Source organism: Tolypothrix sp. PCC 7712 (assembly GCF_025860405.1).
GTDB classification, from domain to species: domain Bacteria; phylum Cyanobacteriota; class Cyanobacteriia; order Cyanobacteriales; family Nostocaceae; genus Aulosira; species Aulosira diplosiphon.
Genome location: NZ_CP063785.1, coordinates 4,233,101 through 4,257,522 on the forward strand (window position 1 = coordinate 4,233,101; position 24,422 = coordinate 4,257,522).

Genomic DNA, 24,422 nt, shown 5'->3' on the forward strand with positions numbered 1-24,422 from the left:
TATATTACTGTTATTCGATAGATTAACTGTAGTATACATATATCAGGTTCTTTGCGACTAGAGGTATTACACTCATCTAGATTTTTTTGCTGCAATTGAAAGGTTGAAGAACTAGATCCAACCTACTTTTTAAATTGGAAAATACACTTAACTTCACAGTAAATCGCCGGGAAACTCCGAACTGTGGGTGTGTAGGGTGAGATCCAAGCTATTTTAGGCGGTGGGACAGATAACTCTTTACTATGCCCCATGCCCTATCCCCTATGCCCTTTTGATGGTATAAGATTATGTCGGCTGAATAAGTGTCACAGTTAGCGCATAATTATACTTTCATCTATCGAATATTTAAGTATATACTGATACGGCTGCGACTTATGTTACCCGATCGCCCGATTAAATTTGAAGTCAGGCTGCCATCTTCCCATCCTCAGCTACTAGAAGGGCTAGATATATGGTTGCGCTTGGGTTTGATATCTCATGCCAAAGTGAGGCAGATTTGCGAAGAGAATTTGGTTTGTCCGGTGGTGTTGCAACCGCAAGCGGCTGTAACAATTTCCGATCCGGTGCAACAGTTACCTGTAGATATGTTACAGACTGCATCTGTAAAATCTAGCAGTCGCACACAACCAGAACCGAAGTCAGCTAAACCTAACTTTGTAACCACAATGTTACAGTCCTTAGGGGAAGAATTGAGTGTACGCTGGCTGCTGTTTTTAGGGGTGTTTTTGGTGGTGGTATCCTCTGGGGTACTCGCAGCCAGCCAGTGGGAGAAGTTTCCCGCTTCTGGACAGTATGGGGTTTTATTCGCTTATACCTTAAGCTTTTGGGGTTTCAGCTTTTGGGCGGCGAAGCAAAATAACCTGAGATTGACTGCACAAACATTGCTGCTGGTGACGCTGTTATTAGTGCCGGTGAATTTTTGGGCAATGGACAGCTTCAAATTGTGGCACAATCCTTTGGACTGGATTACAGTTGCGATCGCAGCACCTACGTTAACAGTCATTACGGTTTTACTTTGCAATAATCGGCTATTTTTTACTAATTTACGCACTGATAAATTATTACTGCTCAATATTCTTGGGTTATCGTTCCTACATTGGGGCTGGAAAATCCCCGGCTTTCCTTTAGTTGCTGTGTATGCGGCGATGGTAGGAACAACTATTATTACTGTTTATTACAATCTTCACCGACAGCCTCAATCCTCAGAAACTCCACCAACTGAAAGCAGTAGCCGCATCAGCTTCGGTATTAATTTACCTGCTGCTGTCATTGTTTATGCCCTATTAATGCTATTAATGCGGGCAATTTTTATTGTCCAGGTAGATGTCACCAAACTCGGTTTAGCCATTGGTATTTGCGGCTGGTTAATGACTTGGCTAGCTATGAGAGAGGCAGGAGGCAGGAGGCAGGAGGCAGGGGGACAAGGAGAAATAGGTAATTCCCCAATCACCAATCCCCAATCCCCATTACCCCTTATCCCCAGAGGGGGCCCCGAGTTCCCCAATCCCCAATCCCACCTCATCTGGCAACAACTCGGCAGCGTGCTACTATTACTGGGCTGGTTGGTGGCGGTGGTTAATTATCCTTGGCAAGCAATAGCTGTGAGTGGCTTGGGTTTGCAGTTTGTCGGTAGCAGATTGCAGAGATATAGCTTACAGGGTGACTTAGCGGCAGTTTTTGTTATTGGCTTACAGACGATTTGGCTGGGTTGGCGATTATTACCGTCGAGTATACAACAATCAGTGATCGCATTTGGTACGCAACTGACTAATTCTCAAAATGAACCTTGGGCGTTGCTGGGAGTGGTTTACTTTCCCTACCTGCTGTTGATGGTGGCGCTGACGGAAGGTTTTTATCGTCGCCAAAAGCAGGAATTGGCGCAATTTGGAGATGCGCTGACGCTGATTTTGGGAACTGGTTTAACAGCGCTGACTTTATTTAATCCGGTATTGCGATCGCTGAATTTGCTATTCTCGACGATGACGCTGGGTTTTGTTACCAAGCAACGTTTACAGCGAGACTCAGAAATCAGGGCTTTTTCTCCCTTGATTTACATGACTCATGTCATGGGAGTATTTACATTTTGCTCAATCATTGATTGGCTGTTACCAAGTTTGGGTAGGGAAGTTTGGGCAACTATTTTATTAGTTGTGATGGTAGCAGAGTGGGGATTGAGTCTCGGTGATGGGCGCTGGCGACAGAGTGCATGGCATATTGGATTAGTTCTAGCCTTTGTCAGTTTCGTTTTATTTTGGGCAAATGCAGAATCATCTTGGTTGGGTGTAGTTCAAAGTTATCACCATTGGGGAGTTCTTTGGCTAGTTACACCTTTAACTCTCACAGGAATTGCTAGCCGCACCAGTGGAACACGCCGCAGAATTAATAGTGGTTTGAGTATCTTGAGTTTAGGAATTGCTCAGTTACTGACTTTACAACTACCGGGAACGCGCTTAGTTGGTTTGGCTGTGGCGGCGGTGTTGATGTTGGCGAATACCCGCTATTTGCAATATGAAATCTCCGCCGGGATAAATATCGGCTTTGGGCTGAGTTTTATCGGTGTGCTGCTGTGGGAAGGTATACCAGGATTACCACATCTTAGCCTTGCAGGTTGGTTTTTTGTCGGTGCGATCGCAATTTTAAGTTTATGGTTAGGGCGGACTGTTTTACTTCGCCAAAATCAGCCCTTAGCAACCATGTATGCTGATGCTGGGGATAAATGGGCGATCGCATTTTCTGTTTTAGAATTGTTTTTACTTACCGTACATTCCCTGACTGTTTATCAACGAATTAATACCCCTGGAGTTTTCTATTTAGCAGCTATTACCATCACCTTAGGAGCTATTACCTATCGCAGTTGGCGGGAACCGACAAACTGGGGATTTTATGGGATTGGTTGGTGTGTGGAATTGTTGATTGCCGAATTACTCGGTTTTTGGGGACGTTCGACTGTTAATATGGCGATCGCCAATATCGCTTTAGGTTTAATCACCCAATTGTTAGGGGAATGGTGGCGACGACGCTATCAAGGAGAGAATCTCAAAGTTAGTCTGCATCTTCTGCCCTTGATGTACGCTGCTTTAAGTGTACTTTTACGCTTAGATACTTTTGAAGATTGGACAGGCTTGTGTTCTCTCGGTGTGGCTTTAATTGTGATTGGTGTCGGGCGACGCAGCGAAAGCTTCAAACCCCTGCTGTATTTGGGAATTATTGGTGTTTCAATTTCCGCCTATGAACTGCTGTTTTATCAAATGTCACAGGCGAAAGGCGGCGGTTATGGCGATGGCTTAATTGCGATGGCGATGCTGGGTACTAGTATCATGTACGCATATCATATTTTATCGCCTTGGTTAGGAGATTACTTACACCTGACGCGCCCACAAATTAAAAGTATTGCTCATCTGCACTGGGCTTGGAGTAGTTGTTTATTAATTGCGGCCATTGGTGCGCCCATCGTTGTTAATCGCCTGGTAGGATTAGGCACAGGCATTGTTTTGATTCAGTATGCCATTTTTGAAGGACGGCAAATGTCTGCTACACGCCAGATTCTGGGTGACATTACCATAGCCGAGATGTGGGTTTACCTGGGATTATTAGAAGTAGCCGCCATCAGAATTTATTGGCGTGAAACCGCAATTGGACAATTATTAGCAGGGCCTTTAGTACCGTGGAAAGGTGCGATCGCTTGCGTAATTGCCTACTTCCTCTATATATTACCCTGGGAGAATTGGGGATGGTCAAAACGACCTTGGCAACGGGCGGCGTACATTATACCTTTGGTAATTTTAGCGGAAACCTACTTAAATGTTTACCCAATTACTTTAGTTATTACAGCTGGATTTTATGTTTTCCTAGCCGTAGTTGGCAATAACATAAGGTTTACATATATCAGCGTAGTGTTGATAGATTGGGCATTATTTCGCTGGTTTGCTGACTTACATTTAAATGATCCTTTGTGGTATGTCACAATCATTGGATTATCAATACTATATATTGCTCAAATAGATCCTCTATTCCAGCGAACAGAATATAAAGACGCGCGCCACAGTTTAAGAATGTTAGGAAGTGGATTAATTTGTGGTTGGGCAATTATCTTTAATCAAGATACCGCCTTAATACCAGGAATCTTCAGCCTAATTACAATTTTCGCGGGCTTAGGTTTAAGGATACGCGCCTTTCTCTACGTTGGTACAGCCGGGTTTTTAATTACTAGTATTTACCAATTAGTAATTTTCAGCTTACGTTATCCATTTTTAAAATGGGTTGTCGGCTTATTCGTGGGAATTGTGCTAATTTCCATTGCGGCTAACTTTGAAACTCGCCGCGCTCAAATTAGTTCTTTATTGCGAAATACCAATGATGAATTTCATGACTGGGAATAAGGAATTAATTCGTAATACCCTGCGGGAAGCGCAAAGCGCTACGTAATTCGTAATTAAGAGAGTAGAGCGCCTATGATATTTTTCAAGGAGTGCGATCGCTTTTTCGGTGTTGATGGGAAAATCACATCAATATATTATCAGTAGGGGCACGGCATCCACAGACTTACGGTGAAATCGATAGATTATTGGTGCCGTGCCCAGCATCCACAGATTTTCGGCGAAATCGATAGATTATCGGTGCCGTGCCCAGCATCCACAGATTTTCGGTGAAATCGATAGATTATCGGTGCCGTGCCCAGCATCCACAGATTTTCGGTGAAATCGATAGATTATTGGTGCCGTGCCCAGCATCCACAGATTTTCGGTGAAATCGATAGATTATTGGTGCCGTGCCCAGCATCCACAGATTTTCGGCGAAATCGATAGATTATCGGTGCCGTGCCCAGCATCCACAGATTTTCGCTAAAATCGATAGATTATCGGTGCTGTGCCCATACAATGTGGTTGGTGAAAAGTGCGATCGCTTTTTTGGTTTGCAGTTACGAACTCGTCCCACCTGCAACCATTGCGGGAATTAACACCGCATCAATCACATGAATCACGCCATTGTCAGCCAGAATATCAGTTTGCAGAACATGGGCATCATTGACTTTAATTGCACCATGATCTGACTCAATTGCTAAAATTGAACCCTCAAAAGTTTCTGCTTCCTCAATTTGTACCAAATCATCAGATCTAACATCCCCAGAAGCAACATGATAAGTCACAATTTTCTTGAGCTTAGGGATATCTTGCAGCAGCGCGTCTAAAGTTCCCTCAGGCAGTTTAGCAAAGGCATCGTCAGTAGGTGCAAAAATCGTCAAAGAACCAGGACTTTTGAGAACATCTGTAAGTCCCACAGCGTCAACAGCCTTTACCAAAGTTTTGAAATTTCCTGCATTAATCGCAGCTTCTAAAAGATCCGCCATGAGGTTTAGTTACTTTCTTAACTTAGTTTTATAACCTACTTATAAAATGACCAAGCGCTCTCAACCTCTATCAAGAGAGAGGTTACCAACAATTGCATACCCTACAGCAGATTAATCAGTACTGCTAAACTGGGGAATGACATACAAAGGATGAAGGATCAAGGGTAAAGGATGAAAAAGTTGCATTTCATACTTCATACTTCCACCTTCAGACTTCAGATCACCCCAAAAACCACTGACTATGCTTAAGCGTTCCAAGTTCGAGACAACCCAGTCTCAGATTATGCACCGTGCTGAGGATTTGATTAGTGCAGCCTCAAATCGGTACCGCATTACAGTTCAGGTGGCAAACCGTGCCAAGCGCCGCCGTTATGAAGACTTTGAAAATGCAGAAGATGCAATGATGAAACCAGTACTCCGGGCAATTATTGAAATGTCCGATGAACTGACTCAGCCAGAGATTATTGGGGAAATATAGGGATGGGGAATGGGGATTGGGGACTGGGGACTGGGGACTGGGGAAGGGGAAAGGGATAAAAAGCTTTTCCAATGCCCCATGCCCTATGCCCTATGCCCTATGCCCTATGCCCTATGCCCTATGCCCCATGCCCCATGCCCCTTTTCCAAATTATAATTTTGCAGCTTAATTCAATATTCAATATGAAGTACTGGACACTGCCAATAGCTTTTATGGTCGTGGGTTTAATTTTATTGGGTTCGGGGGTAGATAATGCAAAATATACAAATATTATCGGTGTCCAACCTGCGATCGCACAGCGAATCAGCCCTAGTGAAGTATGGCAGGTAGTCTATCAACAGTTACCCGATTTTCCCAAAGAAAATCAGTATATCAGTAAAGAAACAGGGAAAGTTGCGGAAAATAATACTTTAGCAGGGCGCTTAATTCGTTATCACATTTACGTCAAAGAACGCACCCCCAATTACCGCCTAGATTGGAAGCTGACTTTGGCTGATTATCTCAATGCCAATGAAACTATGTATGATGTGACATATCCCGGTTTTGATGTGTTGCGAGAAAATCCTATAGAAGGCGATCGCAAAGCTATTTCTAAGCTTACCCGCAGCCAGCGCAATGCCTTAGTACAAGTATTGACCAACATATTTAGTACTAATTCACCAAATACGCCATAATTTTGGATTGTGAATTAATTTACCTAAAACAGCAATTTATCTCACGCCTTACCTGACGGTTGCTGTAGGTAGTTCATTCTACAATCCAAAATCCAAAATCCAAAATCCAAAATTCCCTGATGGAACGAGTCATCAAAAGCGGATCTGGTTGGCGTATTGGCTGGAATCCTCATGCACCTGAATATAAAGGCCTAGTAGGTACAGATGATTGGGCGATTGAGTTAACCGAAGCCGAGTTAAACGATTTCTGCCGTCTTTTCGCCCAGCTAGCCGACACCATGAAGTACATGGCAGCAGAATTGATGGATGAAGAAAAAATTGCTTGTGAAGCCGAAAGCGATTTATTATGGTTGGAGGTTGAAGGCTATCCTCACGCCTACAGTCTGCGCTTCATCCTGAATACAGGACGCTGTGTAGAAGGTAGCTGGGATAATTCGGCTGTTCCTGGTCTATTGCAAGCTGCTGGGATGCTCAAAGTTTTTTGAATTTTACCCTTGATTATCCTGAAGCTTCTTGCTAATATAGTAATTCTGACCGGGGCGTAGCGCAGCTTGGTAGCGCGCCACTTTGGGGTAGTGGAGGTCGTGGGTTCGAATCCCGCCGCTCCGATTGATAAAATCCCTAATCCGCTAGTCTTTGAAGAAGATTAGCGGCTTTTTTCATAGCAAGGGTTAACTCACTCCATACCAATTCCGTACCAACACAGAAAGAATATACAGCAAATTCGATGTTTATGAGGTACAGCAACTAATTGAAAAAAGTAGTGAGTAATAAGTAGTGAGTAATAAGTAAATTTCCTACTCATTATTCATAACTCATAACTCATAACTCATAACTCATAACTCATGATGTACTTCACAGACTTCAAAAGTGCTGTAAATTATTGATTTATAGCAGGAGATTTTATTGCTATCCATTGAGTAACAGGTGCCATTCCTCGCCAGCCTAAAAATTTACCAATTGGTTCGGCACGTTGTATGGCAATGCGGGTGAAGTTGCCACCCACTTTTTCATACCATTTAAATAAAGTTTGTTCGCCTTCAATAGTGACGACATTTGCCACTAATCTACCACCTGGTTTGAGTACTGACCAACAAATATCAAATAAATTATCTGCTGTTACACCACCACCGATAAAAATAGCATCAGGTTGAGGTAAATCTTGCAGTGAATTTGGTGCTTTTCCAGCGATAATTTGCAGACTTGGGACTCCTAAAGCGGCTGCATTATCAGCAATGTATTGCAGTCTAGTTGAGTTTTGTTCAATAGCGATCGCTCGACATCGCGGATGAGTCCGCATCCATTCTATAGAAATTGAACCACAACCAGCGCCTACATCCCACAGCAGTTCTCCTGGTATTGGCGCTAGGGTAGCTAGGGTAATCGCCCTGACTTCATGTTTAGTTAATTGTCCATCGTGATGATAAGCGTTATCTGGTAATCCTGGGATTCTGGGCAAAGATAGAACCCCAGAATCAGCAACACAATCAACTGCGATCGCATTTAAAGCGGCGATGTCTGTTTCATTCCAAGATGCTGCGGTACTTTCTACAATTCGTTCTTGTGTACCACCCATCCTTTCTAAGACCGTAATTTTACTGTCACCATAGCCCCGTTGTGTCAAAATTTTTGCCACAATCCCGGGTGTGTCTTTACCTGCACTCAAAATTAGTAGCCGCGCCCCAGAATAAATATAAGACTGAATCAGCGCAGGTGGACGACCGCACAAACTGATGGTTTCTACTTCTGTTAATGACCATCCTAATCTGCCACAGGCGAGGCTGAAAGCTGAAGGTGCGGGAATAATCGTGATTTCGGAGAGAGGAATTTGTTTTGTTAAGGTAACACCAATCCCGTAACACATGGGATCGCCGCTAGCGAGGACACATACAACTTGGCCGCGATGTTGGATAATTTCGGCTACTGAGTTGCTAATGGGGGAAGCCCAGGTAATTTTCTGGCGTTGATCGTTGCTAGGAAGCATTGCTAAATGGCGATCGCCTCCTACTATTATTTCAGCTCGATCCACTAGGGAACGGGCGATCGCACTTAATCCTGGTAATCCATCTTCACCAATACCAACAATCGCCAGCCATTTACCTACCATTTTCGCTAATAAATAGATAATTTAGACTTTAATAGCTACAATCCGAATTCTGCGGTAGTCTGCTGTCCAATTTCCTTGTTGATATAGTGTCGGACGCAAAGTATCTTCTACTTGCTGAATTACTTGTGCCTGTTGTGCAGCAGACATTCCCACAAAGAAAGTACTAGCAAACATTTTAATCCAGTTGGCTAGACCTGCTTCTTTGTCGGCTAACATAGTTGGGCGAGGATATAAGTTAGCATAAATTACCTCAAACCCTTGCTTTTCTAAGAGAGTAGCATACTCAGCAATACTGGGATAATACCAAGGATTCCTGGTTTGTGGTTCGGGAATTGCCATCGCTGTGATGGCGCTATTCAAAGCTGAGACAATTGCCTGTACATTCCCCTTACCGCCAAATTCTGCCACAAACCGTCCCCCTGGTTTGAGGGCTTGATATATGGAAGCGATCGCTAAATCTGCTTGTTTTACCCAATGTAAAACCGCGTTAGAAAACACCGCATCTAAAGGCTGTTCAACTTGAAAGTTTGTCGCATCAGCAATATCAAAGTGCAGATGAGGATAGTTGTTTCTAGCCTTCTCAATCATCTCAGGTGCATTATCAATTCCCCATACTTTAGCCCCAGCTTGGGCAATTTTTGCTGTTAATTGTCCTGTACCACAGCCGAGATCCAAAATTGCTTCCCCAGATTGAGGATTGAGTAATTTTAACAAGTCTTCGCCATACTGCCAGACAAAGGCGTGTTTATCTTGGTAAAGGGCAGTATTCCAATCATGATTGGGTACGGAAATATTCGTCATACAGCAGATTGTCAGTGGTGATGCACGTGATGCTGTGAGCGGAAGAGGCAGGGGGAAAAGGAGCAGGTGAGCCAGCGCGGTCTTGGGGGTTTCCCCCATGAGTGACTGGCGAATCCGTTCGACGAAGTCGTTCCCGAAGGGTAGGAGAGCAGGGGGCGCAAGCTGTTTCTCCCAACGCGAGTGCGAAGCGGCACATGGGTCATTGGTGTCAACTTAACGTGAAACCCTCTTGGTTGCAAGGTTTCGCCCTCACCCCCAGCCCCTCTCCCACCAGGAGAGGGGAGCAAGAGATTCAATTCCCCTTCTCCCTGAGGGAGAAGGGGTTAGGGGATGAGGGCGCGAGGTATTTGTACAACGCCTGCCCTATATAGCTTTTAGCTTAAGTTGACACCAATGCACATGGGTTCAAGCCCCGTCCCAGTCTTCCCCCTTGCCCCCTGCTCTCTTGTTGACCTATTCGGTTGATGATTGAGGGAATTACACTTTTTTCAGCCAGCTAAACATGGCACGTAAATCTTTACCCACTTCTTCAATGCGGTGTTCGGCTTCTTGACGACGCATAGCGGTAAAGCCTGGTTTGCCAGATTGATTTTCTAACACAAATTCCCGCGCAAATTGACCGGATTGAATTTCGCTGAGAATCTTCCGCATTTCAGCCTTGGTTTGGTCATTTACAACCCGAGGGCCACGGGTGTAATCGCCATATTCCGCAGTATTAGAAATACTGTCGCGCATTTTGGCTAAACCACCTTCTACAACTAAGTCAACAATGAGTTTGACTTCGTGCAGACATTCAAAATAAGCTAATTCTGGCTGATAACCAGCTTCTACTAAAGTTTCAAATCCGGCTTTGATTAAAGCACTCAAGCCACCGCACAATACTGCTTGTTCGCCGAACAAATCAGTTTCGGTTTCTTCACGGAAAGTTGTTTCTAAAACACCCGCACGAGTACCACCAATACCTCTAGCGTATGCTAAAGCGCGATCGCGTGCCCGACCACTAGCATCTTGATAAACAGCAAACAGAGCTGGTACGCCTTGTCCTTGTTCATAAGTCCGACGGACTAAATGTCCTGGCCCTTTAGGTGCAACCATAACCACATCTACATTTGCAGGTGGTACAACTTGCCCAAAGTGAATATTAAAACCGTGAGCAAAAGCGATGACGTTACCTTCTTCTAAATTTGGCTCAATTTCGTTTTTGTAAACTGACTTCTGCACTTCATCAGGCAACAAAATCATGATAAAGTCAGCAGCATTCGCAGCATCCGCGACATTTTTGACTGTTAATCCAGCCGCTTCCGCCTTGGCAGCTGATTTACTGCCCGGATATAGCCCTACAATTACGTCTAAACCACTATCTTTCAAATTAAGGGCGTGAGCATGACCTTGGGAACCGTAACCAATAATTGCAATGGTTTTCCCCGCCAAAAGGTCTAAATTGGCATCTTCGTCATAGTACATCCGGGCCATAGCGCATCTCCTGTCAGCAAGCATCATTAATTGGCAGGCTTTTGATTTTACCTCAAATTAGGTACATATTGGGAAGGGGGAAAAGGGGAAAGGGGAAGGGGGAAAAGGGAAATTATTATTACCAATTACCAATTACCAATGCCCAATGCCCTATGCCCATAATTACGTTTCTTGGTCAATTTTTTGGACTTCTTCTGCGGATAGTTTGACATTGATAGCGCTTACCGAATCTTCTATGCTGGCAATTTTGCTAGCGCCGGGGATGGGTAGGATTGCGGGGGATTTGGCACGCAGCCAGGCTAGGACAATACAATAAACTGATACACCTTTAGCTTGAGCTAATTTGGCGATCGCAGGAATATCTTGCAAGTTTTGATGGCGACGACTACCACCAAAGGGACTCCAAGGTAAAAAGGTTAATCCTTCCTGTTCGCAATACTCCAGCACACCATCACGTTCGGGTTGTCGTTCCCAAGGATTATATTGATTTTGCACGGAGACAACATCAACTAAATCCCGGGCTTGCTGAATTTGTTCGACAGAAAAATTAGAAACTCCCACAAACCGAATTAAACCAGCTGCTACCGCTTCCTTAACTGGTGCGAGGGATTCTGCAATTGTGTACTTGGGATCGGGGGCGTGATATTGCCACAGATCTATTGGTTTATCACCACCTAAAGCCTGAAAACTTTCACGAATAGTTTCCCGTAAATGTTTAGGGTTCCCGTTGCGTATCCAGTTACCATTAGGACGCATCAAACCGCCCTTGGTGGCGACAACCACTTGGCTAACATCGCCGTTATAACTGCTGAGTGCTTTGTTAATCAGTCTTTCGTTGTGGTGCTTATCTGCCTCATCTAAGCAGTAAGAGTCAGCCGTATCAATGAATGTGATACCCAAATCCAAAGCGCGATGGATAACTGCGATTGATTCAGATTCAGCAGGGCGATTCGATATCGACATTGGCATACCACCCAAGCCGATCGCACTCACGGAAATACCCGTTTTTCCTAGCTGTTTAGTTTCCATGCTTCTTACTCTTGTTTGCAGTGCTGTGAAGTAGGGGGGCGATGAGGGTAAAGGGGAATGGGAAAAGGGGGAAAGGGGAAGGGGAAAAGGGGGAAAGGAAGAACCTTTAGCCCGATGCTTGCCGCTTTTCCTATACAAAAATTTATATATTTCACCTTAATCGCGCCTACTTAAACTATTTAGTAGCGATTCACAGCGGTTTTGACAATTCATCTTTAGTCTTGTTAAGCGCGAGTGATATTACATAAGCTCTATCACAAGACTGATGTAAACTTCTAAGTAGTGAGCAATAAGTGCCGAATGTTGAGTTGCAACAGACGCGATTAATCGCGTCTGTACAAGAGTGCTAAGTTCTGAGTCAAAAATAAAAATTAAGTTCATCCCATTCTGTTAAAGAGTGGGTATAGGGCATGGGGCATTGGGCATTGGGCATAAGTAATGGGTAATGGGTAATTGGTAATGGGTAATTGGTAATAATAATTTCCCCCCCTTCCCCTTTTCCCCTTTTCCCCTTTTCCCCTTTTCCCCCTTCCCCTCAACTTCTGCATAAGTTCTCACTCTTCAGAGATATGTAATTACAGCAGCGATGCAGAGGAAAAAACAATGTCTAATGAACAAGATATAAATAACGCTCCTATTGAATTAACAGACGAAGAACTCGACGAAGTGTCGGGTGGGATTGATATTTTTATATCAGGCGCGACTTTTGAGCAAAGAAATGTCTTCTCTGCTCGTCGCGGTTCCCGTCGGCGTGGGGGTAATTCCATTTATCAATCTTCTTCTATATCTTCTTCTGCATTTCAATTGATTGGTTTGGGCTTTGGCTCCGTTGGTGATGCCATGAGCTTTCTCCAAGGGTTTTCCAAACTCTTTGGTAGAAGATAACGCTATGAGGGAGACAAATTTGTCTCCCCTTTATTAATTAATCACATTTAAAAGTCTAATTGCCCTGGAATCCCTGGAGTGTGGAGAATATTCAATGACAGAGGTGTTACTTAAAGAACTTAGTAATGAAGATATAGATTGGATGTTGACGGCTGGTAAGCAAGTGGAATTAGAGCCTGGAACCGTTCTGATTCAGCAAGGTCAACCTCTAGAAGCGCTGCATATTCTGCTAGATGGTGCATTGCTAGTTACTCTAGCACAAGCTGATAAAAATCCTTTGGGTCGCGCTTTTGCAGCTTTGGAAGGCGGAACTTTATCAGGGCGGGAAATTGCGCGGTTATCTAATGGGGAGATGGTAGGGGAAATTCCCTTTGTGGAAACCTACTTACCAGCTACTACCGTTAGCGCTACCAGCAAATCTTTAGTGTTGACGATTCCCAGAACTCGCCTCCTCTCCAAACTAGAGCAAGACTTGAGTTTTGCAGCGCATCTTTACCGTGCAAGTGCGGTGCTTTTGGCAAATCGCCTAGAGCAAATGATTAATCAACTGGGAAATAGCACAGTAGTTTTAAGCCAACCGCAACTCAGAGAAGCGTTGATTGTGTTTGCAGAGTTACACGATCGCGATTTGGATTGGTTAATTACAGCCGGAAAAGTCGAACAATTTCCCGCTAATTACGTATTAATTCGTAGTGGTAGACCTATAGAAGCGTTATATATTTTACTAGATGGGTCTGTGACTTTAAATGCCGCAGAAACAGAGTATAACCCCTTATCACAAGCTTTTTCTAATTTAGAAGATAGTGAAAATCAAGTATTTGAAAAGGAATTTGGGCGCTTATGGCGCGGTGATATCCTAGGTGAGACTCCGTTTATCGAAGTGCAACCATCAGCAGTAACAGTGAAGACATTAGAGGATTCACGGGTATTAACTATTCCTCGCTGGCGGTTATCTGCAAAATTATTGCATGATGTCGGCTTCGCATCTCGATTTTACCGAGTTTTGGCAATTTTATTAGCCGACAAACAACAAGCGATCGCACAACGCCTCGGATATGGGCGAGTAACCTACAGTAGCGGTCAATCTCTAGAAGAATCTTACAGCAATGAACTCTCTACCAATTCTCTAGGACAGGTAGCCCTAGCCGGCGCAAGATTTGAATGGATGCTCAAACGCATTGGAATTGAGTAATTTAGTAGGTCGGCGTAATTCAATATAACTGGCAAGGGCTGTTATTTGTCATTAGTCATTAGTCATTAGTCATTTGTCATTTGTCATTGGTAAAAGAATTTCTCCCCTTGCTTCCCAATCCCCAATCCCCAGTCCCCAATCCCCAATCCCCAATCCCCAATCCCCCCATCATCAAAGGATAAATAAAATGGTTCCCCAGCAAGAAACACAGAAAAATAATATGTTCCGCAAAGAAGCTTTAGAAAAGGTAGCTTCTCCCGAACAATTAGACCAACTAATTCAGGTTACTAACCCTAAACGCTGGTTTTCTTTGGTCGCGCTGGGTTCTTTGGTGGCGGCGGGTCTTGCTTGGAGTATACTCGGACGCATCCCCATTATTGTTACAGGTCGTGGTGTATTAGTTTATCCCAGTAAAGTTGTCACAGTCCAAGCTGCGAACTCTGGACGGATTCAATCTTTAAATGTGCAAGTGGGAGATAAAGTTAAAAAAGGTCAAGTTCTCGCCACAATTGATCAAACAGAATTACGCAAACAATTGCAGCTATCTTACGAGAAACTAGCACAACTGCGATCGCAAGACCAAACCGCAAATAATGCCCAACAAGAACGTTTTGGCTTAGAACAAAATGCCAACCAGCGCCAACGAGAAGCCTTACAGCAGAGTTTGCAAACAGTACAATCCTTAACCCCAGTATTGCGGGAAAAAGGCTTAGAAGTAATTAAACGCGATCGCCAAACTCTTAAACAACGCTTAGACACCTTACGGGAACTACAACCCACACTGAAAAAACGCTGGGAAGACCGTCAAGGACTGTTCAGAGAAGGGGCTGTGCCTCAAGATACAGTACTACAAGCCCGTCAAGAATATATTAACGCCCAAGCCCAAATTAATGAGGCAGAATCGCAGTTAAATCAACTAGATGAGAAAGAAGCCAGCGCCCAACGGGACTATCTTAATAATCTCAATCAAGCCAACGAATTGCAAGCGCAAATCAAAGCCTTAGATAGCCGTCAAGCTAGCCAAAAAGAACAAGATATTAATACCAATACCAACCGTAGAAAGGAAATTCAAGAAACTCAACGCCTAATTGCTCAATTAGAATTACAGTTACAACACAGCACTCAAATTGTTAGTGACTTTAGCGGCACAGTTTTAGAAGTTACCGCTAAACCCGGACAACTATTAGAAGCAGGTGCCGGAATTGGTACAATTGCTGCCCAAGAATCAAATGCTAAGTTAGTTAACGTTGCCTTTTTACCTGTGAGTGAAGGTAAGAAAATTAAACCAGGAATGCCTTTGCAAATCACACCTTCCACAGTCAAACGCGAAGAAGTAGGTGGGATTCAAGGAAAAGTTACCAACGTCTCTGCATTCCCCATCACCCAACAAGGTGCAGCTAGTTTAATCGGCAATCCAGATATTGTCACTAGCATTATCTCCCAAGGGCCACAACTGGCTGTATTTACAGAAATGGAGCAAGATTCTTCAACTTCTAGCGGTTATCGTTGGTCATCATCCAAAGGGCCAGATCAAAAAATCACCCCTGGAACTACCAGTTCTGTGCGGATTACAGTAGAAAATCGTGCCCCAATTACCTTTGTTCTCCCCATTCTCAAAACTTGGACAGGCTTAAATTAAAATTCAACCCTTGTAGAGACGCGATTCATCGCGTCTGTATTCAAAAGTCGAATCGCCCTCATCCCCTAACCCCTTCTCCCGCAGGAGAAGGGGAACTAAATCTCTTGCTCCCCTCTCCTGGTGGGAGAGGGGCTGGGGGTGAGGGCGAAACCTTGCACAAGAGCGGGTTTCAAGTTAAGTTGACACCACTGGGCACTGCCATGCCCTTACAATTATCTGTACTCAACAACTTGCAATCTGCTGTATTAAAATAACACTGCCTACATAGGCGATCGCTTCAACATTAAGCCTTAATGGTCGAGGTTTAGTTCTTAATGGTCAAGGTTTAGTTCTTAATGGTCAAGGTTTAGTTCTTAATGGTCAAGGTTTAGTTCTTAATGGTCAAGGTTTAGTTCTTAATGGTCAAGGTTTAGTTCTTAATGGTCAAGGTTTTGTTCTTAATGTTGTAAGGTTGAGGACTAAAGTTTGTTAGCAATGCCAAAAGTAGGCTACATCTACGCATTTTCATGTAGAGTTAAGAGCGATCGCACTTGACAACAGTTTTCGCATATTTAAACCACATCTATCGTAGGGGCACGGCATCCACAGACTTTCGGTTACACAAATATCTTATCGATGCCGTGCCCCTACCAGGTAATTAATCTTGGCGACTTTACCTTGGTATAAGCAAAAAGTAACTGAAGATACTGAGGTGCATGAGGTAGCAGAAATATTTATTCAGGCAAACTGCTATCAGCCCACAGTGCCAGGTATCGGAATTCGAGAAGGTTGATTCTACCGTGCATAAGGGGCTTGTAAAAAATCTTTATAAATCTCTGAAAGCCTTAAATGTTAGACTTTACAAGTCTTGACGCACACACCACCTCCATGCGAGAGAAGAGACTCTGACGCACAAATTGCAGATGGCTACCATAATTAATTATGGGGAGGTGTCCCCTGGGAGATGAGGTATTAAAAGTAGGATCTATATATTTGGAAGTAAATACTTCTTTCTTCCATCCAACAAGAATTTTAAGCTTTTCCCAGGCTTCTCTATAATTTTGGCCATCTAACTTACCGCCAACACTAAAGTAAATTTCCTTCTGTACACTGAAGCCAAAGTGACCATCACTGTATTTCACCCACAAACTGTCAATTGTGCGTAAGTCAGCGCCAGGGAAATTTAAGAGTGCGTCTTGGGTAAACGTGCCCTTTTCTGTTCTTTCTATAGCCTGAAGCATCACCCTACAGGTTTCTATATCGGCTTCCTTCCATTTCCCTGCGGCTAGCAAGTCGCGTAGTTTGGTATAGTCTACGCCTTTTTCTGAACTGAGGTCATCTTCGGTTGTTGGCGGTTCCAAGGTAATGTTTTTTGCCGTTTTTTCCTCCCCGCTTTTCTGAATCTGAGGCGTTGGGGGTGCGATAACTCTTGTCTCAATTTGTTCAATATCCTCATCTCTGAGTTGCAAAAGTTGCTGTAGCCGCTTCAACTCTTGCCTTGTATACTGACTCAGCGTACCTTCATCCTCAACCGCCTCAATTAGCGCTTCTGCGTATTCCTGTAGATTTTCTTGATACTTGCGGTAAGGTTCTAAAACTTCATTTTCAATTTGATCTGCTACCTCAACTGACAAACCCAATTCATTTTGCCTACGCTTGAGAATGCGGCGACCTATAAGCGAAATCTTACCATCTCTTACACATCGCCCTACTTCCTTACGGTACTCCAATTGCGGATCGCCTATGGGAGCTTTCGCTAACTTTATTTTAAAACCCTCTTTTACAGCATAAATTTCTGGCTTCATTGCCGGCGCTGCTTCCTGCACCTTTTTTCGCGCATATTCATGCAGTTCATCTACAGAAATCATGCCATCGTTATCGGTGTCAGCTGCACCTTTCTCAATTCCTTCTACAATGTAGCGGGTGTAAACCGATAAGTCTGCTCCTTCTTGTTCAAAAGAATATTGAGTAGCCGTGGAAGAAGTAAGTACCACCCGTCCTTCTCCTCCCAGTTGGTTTTTAATATCTACAGTATTATCGTCTTTCGCCTTCATTCCTTCAGCAAAAGCACCGCTAAAGCAACAGTCAAGAATAATTACCTGTCGCCGAGAACGGCTATTTTCCATCATCCCATGTATGAGGCTGGCAGCAGTGGCGGTAGTTTGAATGAGTCCGCTTTTGTGGTTTTTACGGGTTTGGCTAGTTGCTAAATATAATCTGCCAGCTTCATCTTTAATCCCGTGTCCAGAGAAATACAGTAATACTAAATCATCCTTTTCACGACCAGAAAACAAAGTTTCAATAGCTTCTTCCATTACCTGGCGTTGGGGATTTTCCAACACTGTAATATCAGCATCGGCAAAATCACCCATTTCTGAGTGCTGTAAGACTCGCTGCATTGCTTTCACATCTTGCACAGCGCCAGGTAAAGCATTTAACCCTGGTTGGTACTCACTAATTCCAATCAGCAATGCTAGCTTTGCCATCTACCTATCTACACCTTTGTAATTTCTTGTATAGCATTTACTGCTGCTTCTAACTCTTGACGGCTGCTGGCTTTGACTTTAACTTTCTTGCTTTCACCGCTTTCTTTGGTCAATTCTAGTTCTATTTCAATAGGTTTGTTACCTAAACGGTCAGTGAGAAAACCCCAAACTTGCTTGACGCTTTCCGATTTCACTAAAGCAACCAATTTACCTACAACATAGCCTGTGATTGATTTACTTCCCACTGGCGCATCGATTTTAGCTTCTCGGTTAACTTCTTCTACCTCATCAAGTTCTTTCATTTGACTCAGAAGCCTTTCGACTTCTTGGTCTTTTTCCTCTTCGTCTAAATCCGGGTCAATAAAGGTAATTGTCAGCTTAATATCTGATATGTCTGCCATAGTGAGTATTTGGTGATTTTGAATACCAAGATTTAAGATAATGTATTTTTACTGAGAATTAAGCCCAGTTTACTGTAAATACATCAAGACTCAGGTTGATAATTCCGTAAATCGGCAGCAAGTAGTGGCGTGGAAACATATTAGCTGTGTCAGTCCCCTAGTAGTCTGCCAAAGTTTTTTTGACAGGCGGGGGAAAGGCTAAGGGGAAAAGGGTAAAGGTTTAGAACCCTTCCCCTTTGCCCTTTTCCCTTTCCCCAATCTACACCGCACCAGCAAAAATTTCAGTTGTCGCGCAGCGCAACGCACCGTCAAAGATTAAAAGCGATAACTTCGTTAAGCTCCGCTAACGCATTACCAATGAAGAAATACACTCAGGTATTATGCGGATTTTTGATCGGCGCTACTTTCAATGTGACGACGCAAAACAGCGTTGATGAGAGTTTTATATTCTGAGCCTTGAGCTTGAAACCAAGCTATTACATCTGGGTCTAATTGAATCAAATTTTTAGCTTGAGCCGCCGGAATTCGCAATGTTGCTTTTTCAAAAAATTCATCAGTTAATGGCGGAATATCTGAATAATCAATGTCGTCATCTAACATGGACTCTAACGCACTTCTTAACGAAGGCTATAAACGAAAATAGAGAAAGGTTAAGCATTAACTTGACACGGACAAAAAATGCTGTGCTATTTTTTACATAAAAATTGCCGTAATTTAGAATATTTTGCTACTATTTGGCTAATAGTTCAGCGATTTCGCTAATGACCGAGAAAGAACTGCTACAGGTAATTGAAAAAGCTGTAATAGAAGGTGTAACAAAATTAGACCTTTCACGTAAAAATTTAACGGCTTTACCGCCTGAAATTGGTAAGCTGGTCAACTTGCGATCGCTCGGCCTCAGCAATAATCAACTGAGCAGTCTGCCAGTGCAATTTGGACAACTGCTCAACTTGCAAACTCTCAACCTCAGCAATAATCAACTGAGCAGTCTACCAAGTGAATTTGGTCAACTGCTCAACTTGGAATATCTCAACCTCAGGGATAATCAACTGAGCAATCTACCAGCGGAATTTGGACAACTGCTCAACTTGCAATCCCTCGGCCTCGACAGTAATCAACTGAGCAGTCTGCCTGCGGAATTCGGAAAACTGCTCAACTTGCGATGGCTTGACCTCAGCAATAATCAACTAAGCACTCTGCCTGCGGAATTTGGACAACTGCTCAACTTGCAATCCCTCAAACTCAGCAATAATCAACTAAGCACTCTGCCTGAGGAAATCAGGAACTTAGCAAATCTGATCAAGCTAGATCTGCGGAGAAATCCAGTCCCCATTCCACCTGAGATTTTAGGGAGCGACAATTTATCAGAAGATCCAGGTGATGTAAATGAAATCCTCGATTTTTATTTTCGGTCAAAGTAAGTAAATTTGGGAAAACACAAAGTAGGGTGTGTTGTCGTTCAGCCCAACGCACCATCGAAATATTAAAATAGGTACGAGCAATGCTGTGACATTATTTACAGAATAATTGCAGTAATTTAGAATAATTTGATATTATTTGGCTAATAGTTCAGCAATTTGGCTCATGACCGAGGCAAAACTGCTACAGGTAATTAAACAAGCCTCAATAGAAGGCGTAACAGAACTTGACCTCTCTGGTAACAATTTGACGGTCTTACCGCCTGAAATTGGCAAGCTGACTCAACTAAAAAAGTTAATTCTCGGCAACTACAGAATTGGGGACAACCTAAGTGCTTTACCTGTAGAAATTGGATTGCTCAATCAACGTGAAGAACGTCAAATTATTGATAATCGCTTAACCAGTCTGCTTAGGGAAATTAGACAACGGGTAAACTTGCAATCGCTCTACCTGGGCAGTCATCAACTTAGCAGTCTACCACCGGAAATTGGACAACTAGTCAACTTGCAATCGCTCTACCTGGGCAGTCATCAACTTAGCAGTCTGCCAAGTGAAATTGGACAACTAGTCAACTTGCAATCGCTCTACCTGGGCAATAATCAACTCAGCAGTCTGCCAAGTGAAATTGGACAACTAGTCAACTTGCAATCGCTCTACCTGGGCAATAATCAACTCAGCAGTCTACCACCGGAAATTGGACAACTAGTCAACTTGCAATCGCTCTACCTGGGCAATAATCAACTCAGCAGTCTGCCAAGTGAAATTGGACAACTAGTCAACTTGCAATCGCTCTACCTGGGCAATAATCAACTCAGCAGTCTACCACCGGAAATTGGACAACTGCTCAACTTAGACTTGCTCGACTTGAGCATTAATCAACTCAGCAGTCTGCCAAGTGAAATTGGACAACTAGTCAACTTGCAATCGCTCTACCTGGGCAGTAATCAATTCAGCAGTCTACTACCGGAAATTGGACAACTGCTCAACTTGCAAACGCTCGACCTCAACATTAATCAACTCAGCAGTCTGCCACTGGAAATTGGACAACTGCTCAACTTAGATTTGCTCGAACTGGGCAATAATCAACTCAGCAGTCTGCCAAGTGAAATTGGACAACTAGTCAAATTGCGATCGCTTTCCCTGGGCAATAATCAACTCAGCAGTCTGCCAAGTGAAATTGGACAACTAGTCAAATTGCGATCGCTCTACCTGGGCAATAATCAACTCAGCAGTCTACCACCGGAAATTGGACAACTAGTCAACTTGCAATCGCTCTACCTGGGCAATAATCAACTCAGCAGTCTACCACCGGAAATTGGACAACTAGTCAACTTGCAATCGCTCTCCCTGGGCAGCAATCAACTCAGCAGTCTACCACCGGAAATTGGACAACTGCTCAACTTGCAATCGCTCTACCTGGGCAGCAATCAACTCAGCAGTCTACCACCGGAAATTGGACAACTGGTCAACTTGCGATCGCTCTACCTAAGCAGCAATCAACTCAGCAGTCTGCCACTGGAAATTGGACAACTGGTCAACTTGCAATCGCTCTACCTGAGAAGTAATCAATTCAGCAGTCTGCCACCGGAAATTGGACAACTAGTCAATCTGCAAACCCTAGAACTCGAAGACAACGAATTAATAACACTTCCGCCAGAAATCCGAGAAAATGGATTAAGAGCAATTCTTAACTTTTATAAACAACAACTAGAACAAGAAAGTGAAGACCTCTACGAAGCAAAATTCTTGATTATTGGCGAAGGAGGAGCAGGTAAAACTTCTTTAGCTAAGAAAATAAAAAATGAAAGTTACGAACTCCAGCAGGATGAAAAATCAACTGAAGGCATTGAGGTAATCCGGTGGGACTTCATACAGCCTAATGGTAAAGACTTTCGTGTTAATATTTGGGACTTTGGCGGTCAAGAAATCTACCATCAAACCCATCAGTTTTTCCTCACCAAACGTTCTCTCTATGCTTTAGTTGCTGATACTCGCAAAGAAAACACAGACTTTTACTGGTGGCTGAAAGTCGTTGAACTCTTAAGTGAAAATAGCCCAGTTATCATCATAAAAAATGAAAAACAAGACCGTCAATGCGAAGTTAATGAGCGCCAATTGCGTGGAGAATTCACTAATTTAAAAGAAGCTCTGTCCAGCAACTTAGCCACTAATCGCGGTTTACTAGAGATTAAACAAGCTATTCAAAACTATATCAGCAGACTTCCCCATGTCGGCACACATCTGCCAAAACTCTGGGTAAAAGTCCGTTCTGCTTTAGAAAATGACTCCGGCAACTACATTAGCTTTTACGAATACAAAAACCTTTGCCGAGATAATAATTTAACTGACGATAAATATCAGCTGGATCTGAGTCGCTATCTGCACGACCTCGGTGTTTGCCTACACTTTCAAGACGATTCTACACTGAAACACTATGTCATCCTCAAACCAGAATGGGCAACTACTGCTGTCTACAAAGTGTTAGACAATAAAAACGTTAAGCAAAATCTGGGACGTTTCACCCAGGAAAATCTTCAAGATATTTGGCAAGATAGGCAATATGCTGATATGCAAGATGAACTGCTGCAATTAATGATGCGGTTCAAACTTTGCTACCCAATTCCTAATAGTCCCAACAATTATATTGCCCCGCAACTACTCGATATTGACCAACCTGAATATAGTTGGGACGAAACTAATAACCTAATTTTGCGCTATGAATACAAGTTTATGCCCAAGGGTATTATTACCCGCTTTATTGTAGAAACACACCCTTGGATTGAAAAACAAAAAATCGTTTGGCGAAGCGGTGTTGTCCTCAACAAAGACCAAACTCGCGCAGAAGTGATTGAAAATTATCACCAAAGAGAAATTAAAATCCGTGTAGTAGGAAATCGTAAAAAAGAATTGCTAGCTGTTGTTACTCATGAATTAGATAAAATCCATCAATCTTTTGAGCGTTTGCAGTATGATACTCTTGTTCCTTGTAATTGCAACCAGTGTGAAGGAAGCCCAACACCTCATTCCTATCCATTAGAAAATTTGTATAAGCGCTTAAAAGCTGGTCGCTATCAAATTGAGTGCGAAAACAGCTATGAAATGGTCGATGTCCGCAGGTTAATTGATGATGTTAATTTGCCACCTGTGGAAGCAGAACATCAATTTAATCCCCAAGTTGCACCACTACAAAAAGAACTATCTAAAGCAAAAGTTGAATCATTACAAAATCAAGCGATGATTAATTATCATGATTTTCAAATATTAGTAACAGCAGACCGCAAAATTCGCGCTTCCTCAGAACAAGGTGACGAGTGGGGCGAATTGCGATTAGAAATGAATAAAATTAAGCTGTCATTAAAACTGCTGGAGTCCCGTCAAACAGATAGCGATTTGCTCAAAGCATTAGGCGGCGAACTCTACCAAGCACTATTCCCCACTAAGATTCACGGAAGATTACAAGCGACAATCGCAGGCGCACAGGCGAATAATTACGAGGTACGCTTACGCCTAGTATTTGAATCTCCCGAATTAGCCGCCCTCCCTTGGGAATTTCTCTATGATGAGGCTACTAACACTTTCCTGGCAAACAATACTCAAACTGTACTTTCGCGTTATGTTGACGTTCCCCTACAAAAGCGCGAACTCAAAGCCGCAAGTCAACCGCTTAAAGTGCTGCTAGTCATCTCCAGCCCAAGTAACTTACCGCCATTAGATGTTGCTGGAGAAGAACGCCTCATCCGTGATGCACTGGCAAAGCACATAGATGCAGGCACAATTGAGTTAGATGTGCTACATCAAGCAACCAGAAGTAATATCTCTCAAAAGCTACGCGAAAAGCCTTACAATGTTTTCCATTTCATTGGTCATGGTAAATTTGAGAACAACAAAGGCTGTATTGCCTTAGTAGATACCGATGGCAAATATAAATTATTAGATGATGAGGGTTTTGCCAACTTCTTCTTAGGTAACCGCAGCTTAGGTTTAGCTGTACTAAATTCCTGTCAAGGTGCGGCTGTATCTTCCAATCAAGCATTTGCAGGTATCGCACCCAACCTAGTACGCCGAGGCATCCCTGCTGTAGTTGCTATGCAATACGAAATCCTCGACACTACAGCCAAGTTGTTTGCTGATGAATTTTATCGCACTCTTGCTCTAGGCTGGCCTGTAGATGCAGCGATACAAACCACCCGCAACGCTATTTCAATGGAAGTCGGCTTAGATAAACCTGACTTTGCAACACCAGTGCTTTATATGCGCGCCAAGGATGGAATTATTTTGGCTAAAGAAGTATGAAGTGTAAAGGCTAAAAGATAAAAAAGAAACTCTACATACAAAGTATTTCACGTAAATTAATTACACGCGTAGGGGCACGGCATTGCCCATTGGTGTCAAATTAAGCTAAAAGCGATATAGGGCGGGCGTTGTACAAATACCTCGCGCCCTCATCCCCTAACCCCTTCTCCCGCAGGAGAAGGGGAACTAAATCTCTGGCTCCCTTCTCCCCGTGGGAGA

19 protein-coding genes and 1 tRNA gene are annotated in these 24,422 nt (G+C 43.3%); 12 read left to right on the forward strand and 8 right to left on the reverse strand.

The window, feature by feature from the left end; translation table 11 throughout:
* Positions 1–374: 374 nt before the first annotated feature.
* A complete protein-coding gene (locus HGR01_RS17590) occupies positions 375–4,379 on the forward strand; it encodes a hypothetical protein (protein WP_045869725.1) in 4,005 nt (1,334 codons plus the stop codon).
* A 539-nt stretch (positions 4,380–4,918) separates the two neighbouring features.
* Here HGR01_RS17590 and HGR01_RS17595 read toward each other — a convergent pair.
* Positions 4,919–5,347, reverse strand: coding sequence for a fasciclin domain-containing protein (locus tag HGR01_RS17595; protein WP_045869724.1), 429 nt, complete (start codon positions 5,345–5,347; stop codon positions 4,919–4,921).
* 241 nt (positions 5,348–5,588) lie between these two features.
* Here HGR01_RS17595 and HGR01_RS17600 point away from each other — a divergent pair, with 241 nt between their 5' ends.
* The 5 genes from HGR01_RS17600 to HGR01_RS17620 all read left to right on the forward strand — a co-directional run bounded on the left by HGR01_RS17600 (position 5,589) and on the right by HGR01_RS17620 (position 7,108).
* Complete coding sequence (locus HGR01_RS17600; protein WP_045869723.1) at positions 5,589–5,825, forward strand: DNA-directed RNA polymerase subunit omega; 237 nt, start codon at positions 5,589–5,591, stop codon at positions 5,823–5,825.
* 9 nt (positions 5,826–5,834) lie between these two features.
* Positions 5,835–5,981 (forward strand): histidine kinase, encoded by a 147-nt coding sequence (locus tag HGR01_RS17605; protein WP_155539145.1) that lies wholly within the window; start codon positions 5,835–5,837, stop codon positions 5,979–5,981.
* A 26-nt stretch (positions 5,982–6,007) separates the two neighbouring features.
* Positions 6,008–6,499, forward strand: coding sequence for a hypothetical protein (locus HGR01_RS17610; RefSeq protein WP_045869722.1), 492 nt, complete (start codon positions 6,008–6,010; stop codon positions 6,497–6,499).
* Positions 6,500–6,618: 119 nt separating this feature from the next.
* Positions 6,619–6,984 carry a DUF1818 family protein gene (locus HGR01_RS17615; protein WP_045869721.1) on the forward strand — a complete coding sequence of 122 codons (366 nt, stop codon included), beginning with the start codon at positions 6,619–6,621 and terminating at the stop codon, positions 6,982–6,984.
* Positions 6,985–7,034: 50 nt separating this feature from the next.
* Positions 7,035–7,108: transfer RNA gene (locus HGR01_RS17620), tRNA-Pro, on the forward strand.
* A 271-nt stretch (positions 7,109–7,379) separates the two neighbouring features.
* On the opposite strand, the gene HGR01_RS17625 is transcribed toward HGR01_RS17620, so the two are convergent.
* The 4 genes from HGR01_RS17625 to HGR01_RS17640 form a co-directional block, all read right to left on the reverse strand.
* Complete coding sequence (locus HGR01_RS17625) at positions 7,380–8,606, reverse strand: bifunctional cobalt-precorrin-7 (C(5))-methyltransferase/cobalt-precorrin-6B (C(15))-methyltransferase (RefSeq protein WP_045869720.1); 1,227 nt, start codon at positions 8,604–8,606, stop codon at positions 7,380–7,382.
* Positions 8,607–8,627: 21 nt separating this feature from the next.
* Positions 8,628–9,407, reverse strand: coding sequence for a class I SAM-dependent methyltransferase (locus HGR01_RS17630; RefSeq protein ID WP_045869719.1), 780 nt, complete (start codon positions 9,405–9,407; stop codon positions 8,628–8,630).
* 477 nt (positions 9,408–9,884) lie between these two features.
* Positions 9,885–10,880, reverse strand: a complete 996-nt coding sequence (gene ilvC, locus HGR01_RS17635; RefSeq protein WP_045867362.1) for a ketol-acid reductoisomerase — start codon at positions 10,878–10,880, stop codon at positions 9,885–9,887.
* A 162-nt stretch (positions 10,881–11,042) separates the two neighbouring features.
* Positions 11,043–11,909, reverse strand: coding sequence for an aldo/keto reductase (locus HGR01_RS17640; protein WP_045867363.1), 867 nt, complete (start codon positions 11,907–11,909; stop codon positions 11,043–11,045).
* A gap of 603 nt (positions 11,910–12,512) precedes the next feature.
* On the opposite strand from HGR01_RS17640, the gene HGR01_RS17645 reads away from it, so the two are divergent.
* From HGR01_RS17645 to HGR01_RS17660, 4 genes are all read left to right on the forward strand, one after another.
* Entirely contained in the window at positions 12,513–12,794 is a 282-nt protein-coding gene (locus tag HGR01_RS17645) for a CTB family bacteriocin (protein ID WP_045867364.1), read from the forward strand.
* Positions 12,795–12,888: 94 nt separating this feature from the next.
* Entirely contained in the window at positions 12,889–13,986 is a 1,098-nt protein-coding gene (locus HGR01_RS17650) for a cyclic nucleotide-binding domain-containing protein (RefSeq protein WP_045867365.1), read from the forward strand.
* A gap of 187 nt (positions 13,987–14,173) precedes the next feature.
* Positions 14,174–15,625: an NHLP bacteriocin system secretion protein gene (locus HGR01_RS17655; RefSeq protein ID WP_045867366.1), complete on the forward strand. Its 1,452-nt coding sequence runs from the start codon at positions 14,174–14,176 to the stop codon at positions 15,623–15,625.
* Positions 15,626–16,268: 643 nt separating this feature from the next.
* Positions 16,269–16,397 (forward strand): hypothetical protein, encoded by a 129-nt coding sequence (locus tag HGR01_RS17660; RefSeq protein ID WP_255325122.1) that lies wholly within the window; start codon positions 16,269–16,271, stop codon positions 16,395–16,397.
* Positions 16,398–16,449: 52 nt separating this feature from the next.
* On the opposite strand, the gene HGR01_RS17665 is transcribed toward HGR01_RS17660, so the two are convergent.
* From HGR01_RS17665 to HGR01_RS17675, 3 genes are all read right to left on the reverse strand, one after another.
* Complete coding sequence (locus tag HGR01_RS17665; protein ID WP_228045570.1) at positions 16,450–18,090, reverse strand: caspase, EACC1-associated type; 1,641 nt, start codon at positions 18,088–18,090, stop codon at positions 16,450–16,452.
* Between the two features lie 8 nt (positions 18,091–18,098).
* Positions 18,099–18,491, reverse strand: a complete 393-nt coding sequence (locus tag HGR01_RS17670; protein ID WP_045867368.1) for a hypothetical protein — start codon at positions 18,489–18,491, stop codon at positions 18,099–18,101.
* A 378-nt stretch (positions 18,492–18,869) separates the two neighbouring features.
* Positions 18,870–19,091, reverse strand: coding sequence for a BrnA antitoxin family protein (locus HGR01_RS17675; protein WP_045867369.1), 222 nt, complete (start codon positions 19,089–19,091; stop codon positions 18,870–18,872).
* Between the two features lie 161 nt (positions 19,092–19,252).
* On the opposite strand from HGR01_RS17675, the gene HGR01_RS17680 reads away from it, so the two are divergent.
* Positions 19,253–19,912 (forward strand): leucine-rich repeat domain-containing protein, encoded by a 660-nt coding sequence (locus HGR01_RS17680; RefSeq protein ID WP_052335018.1) that lies wholly within the window; start codon positions 19,253–19,255, stop codon positions 19,910–19,912.
* A 163-nt stretch (positions 19,913–20,075) separates the two neighbouring features.
* On the forward strand, positions 20,076–24,203 hold the full coding sequence (locus HGR01_RS17685) for a COR domain-containing protein (RefSeq protein ID WP_081583858.1): 4,128 nt from the start codon (positions 20,076–20,078) through the stop codon (positions 24,201–24,203).
* The last annotated feature ends 219 nt before the right edge of the window (positions 24,204–24,422 follow it).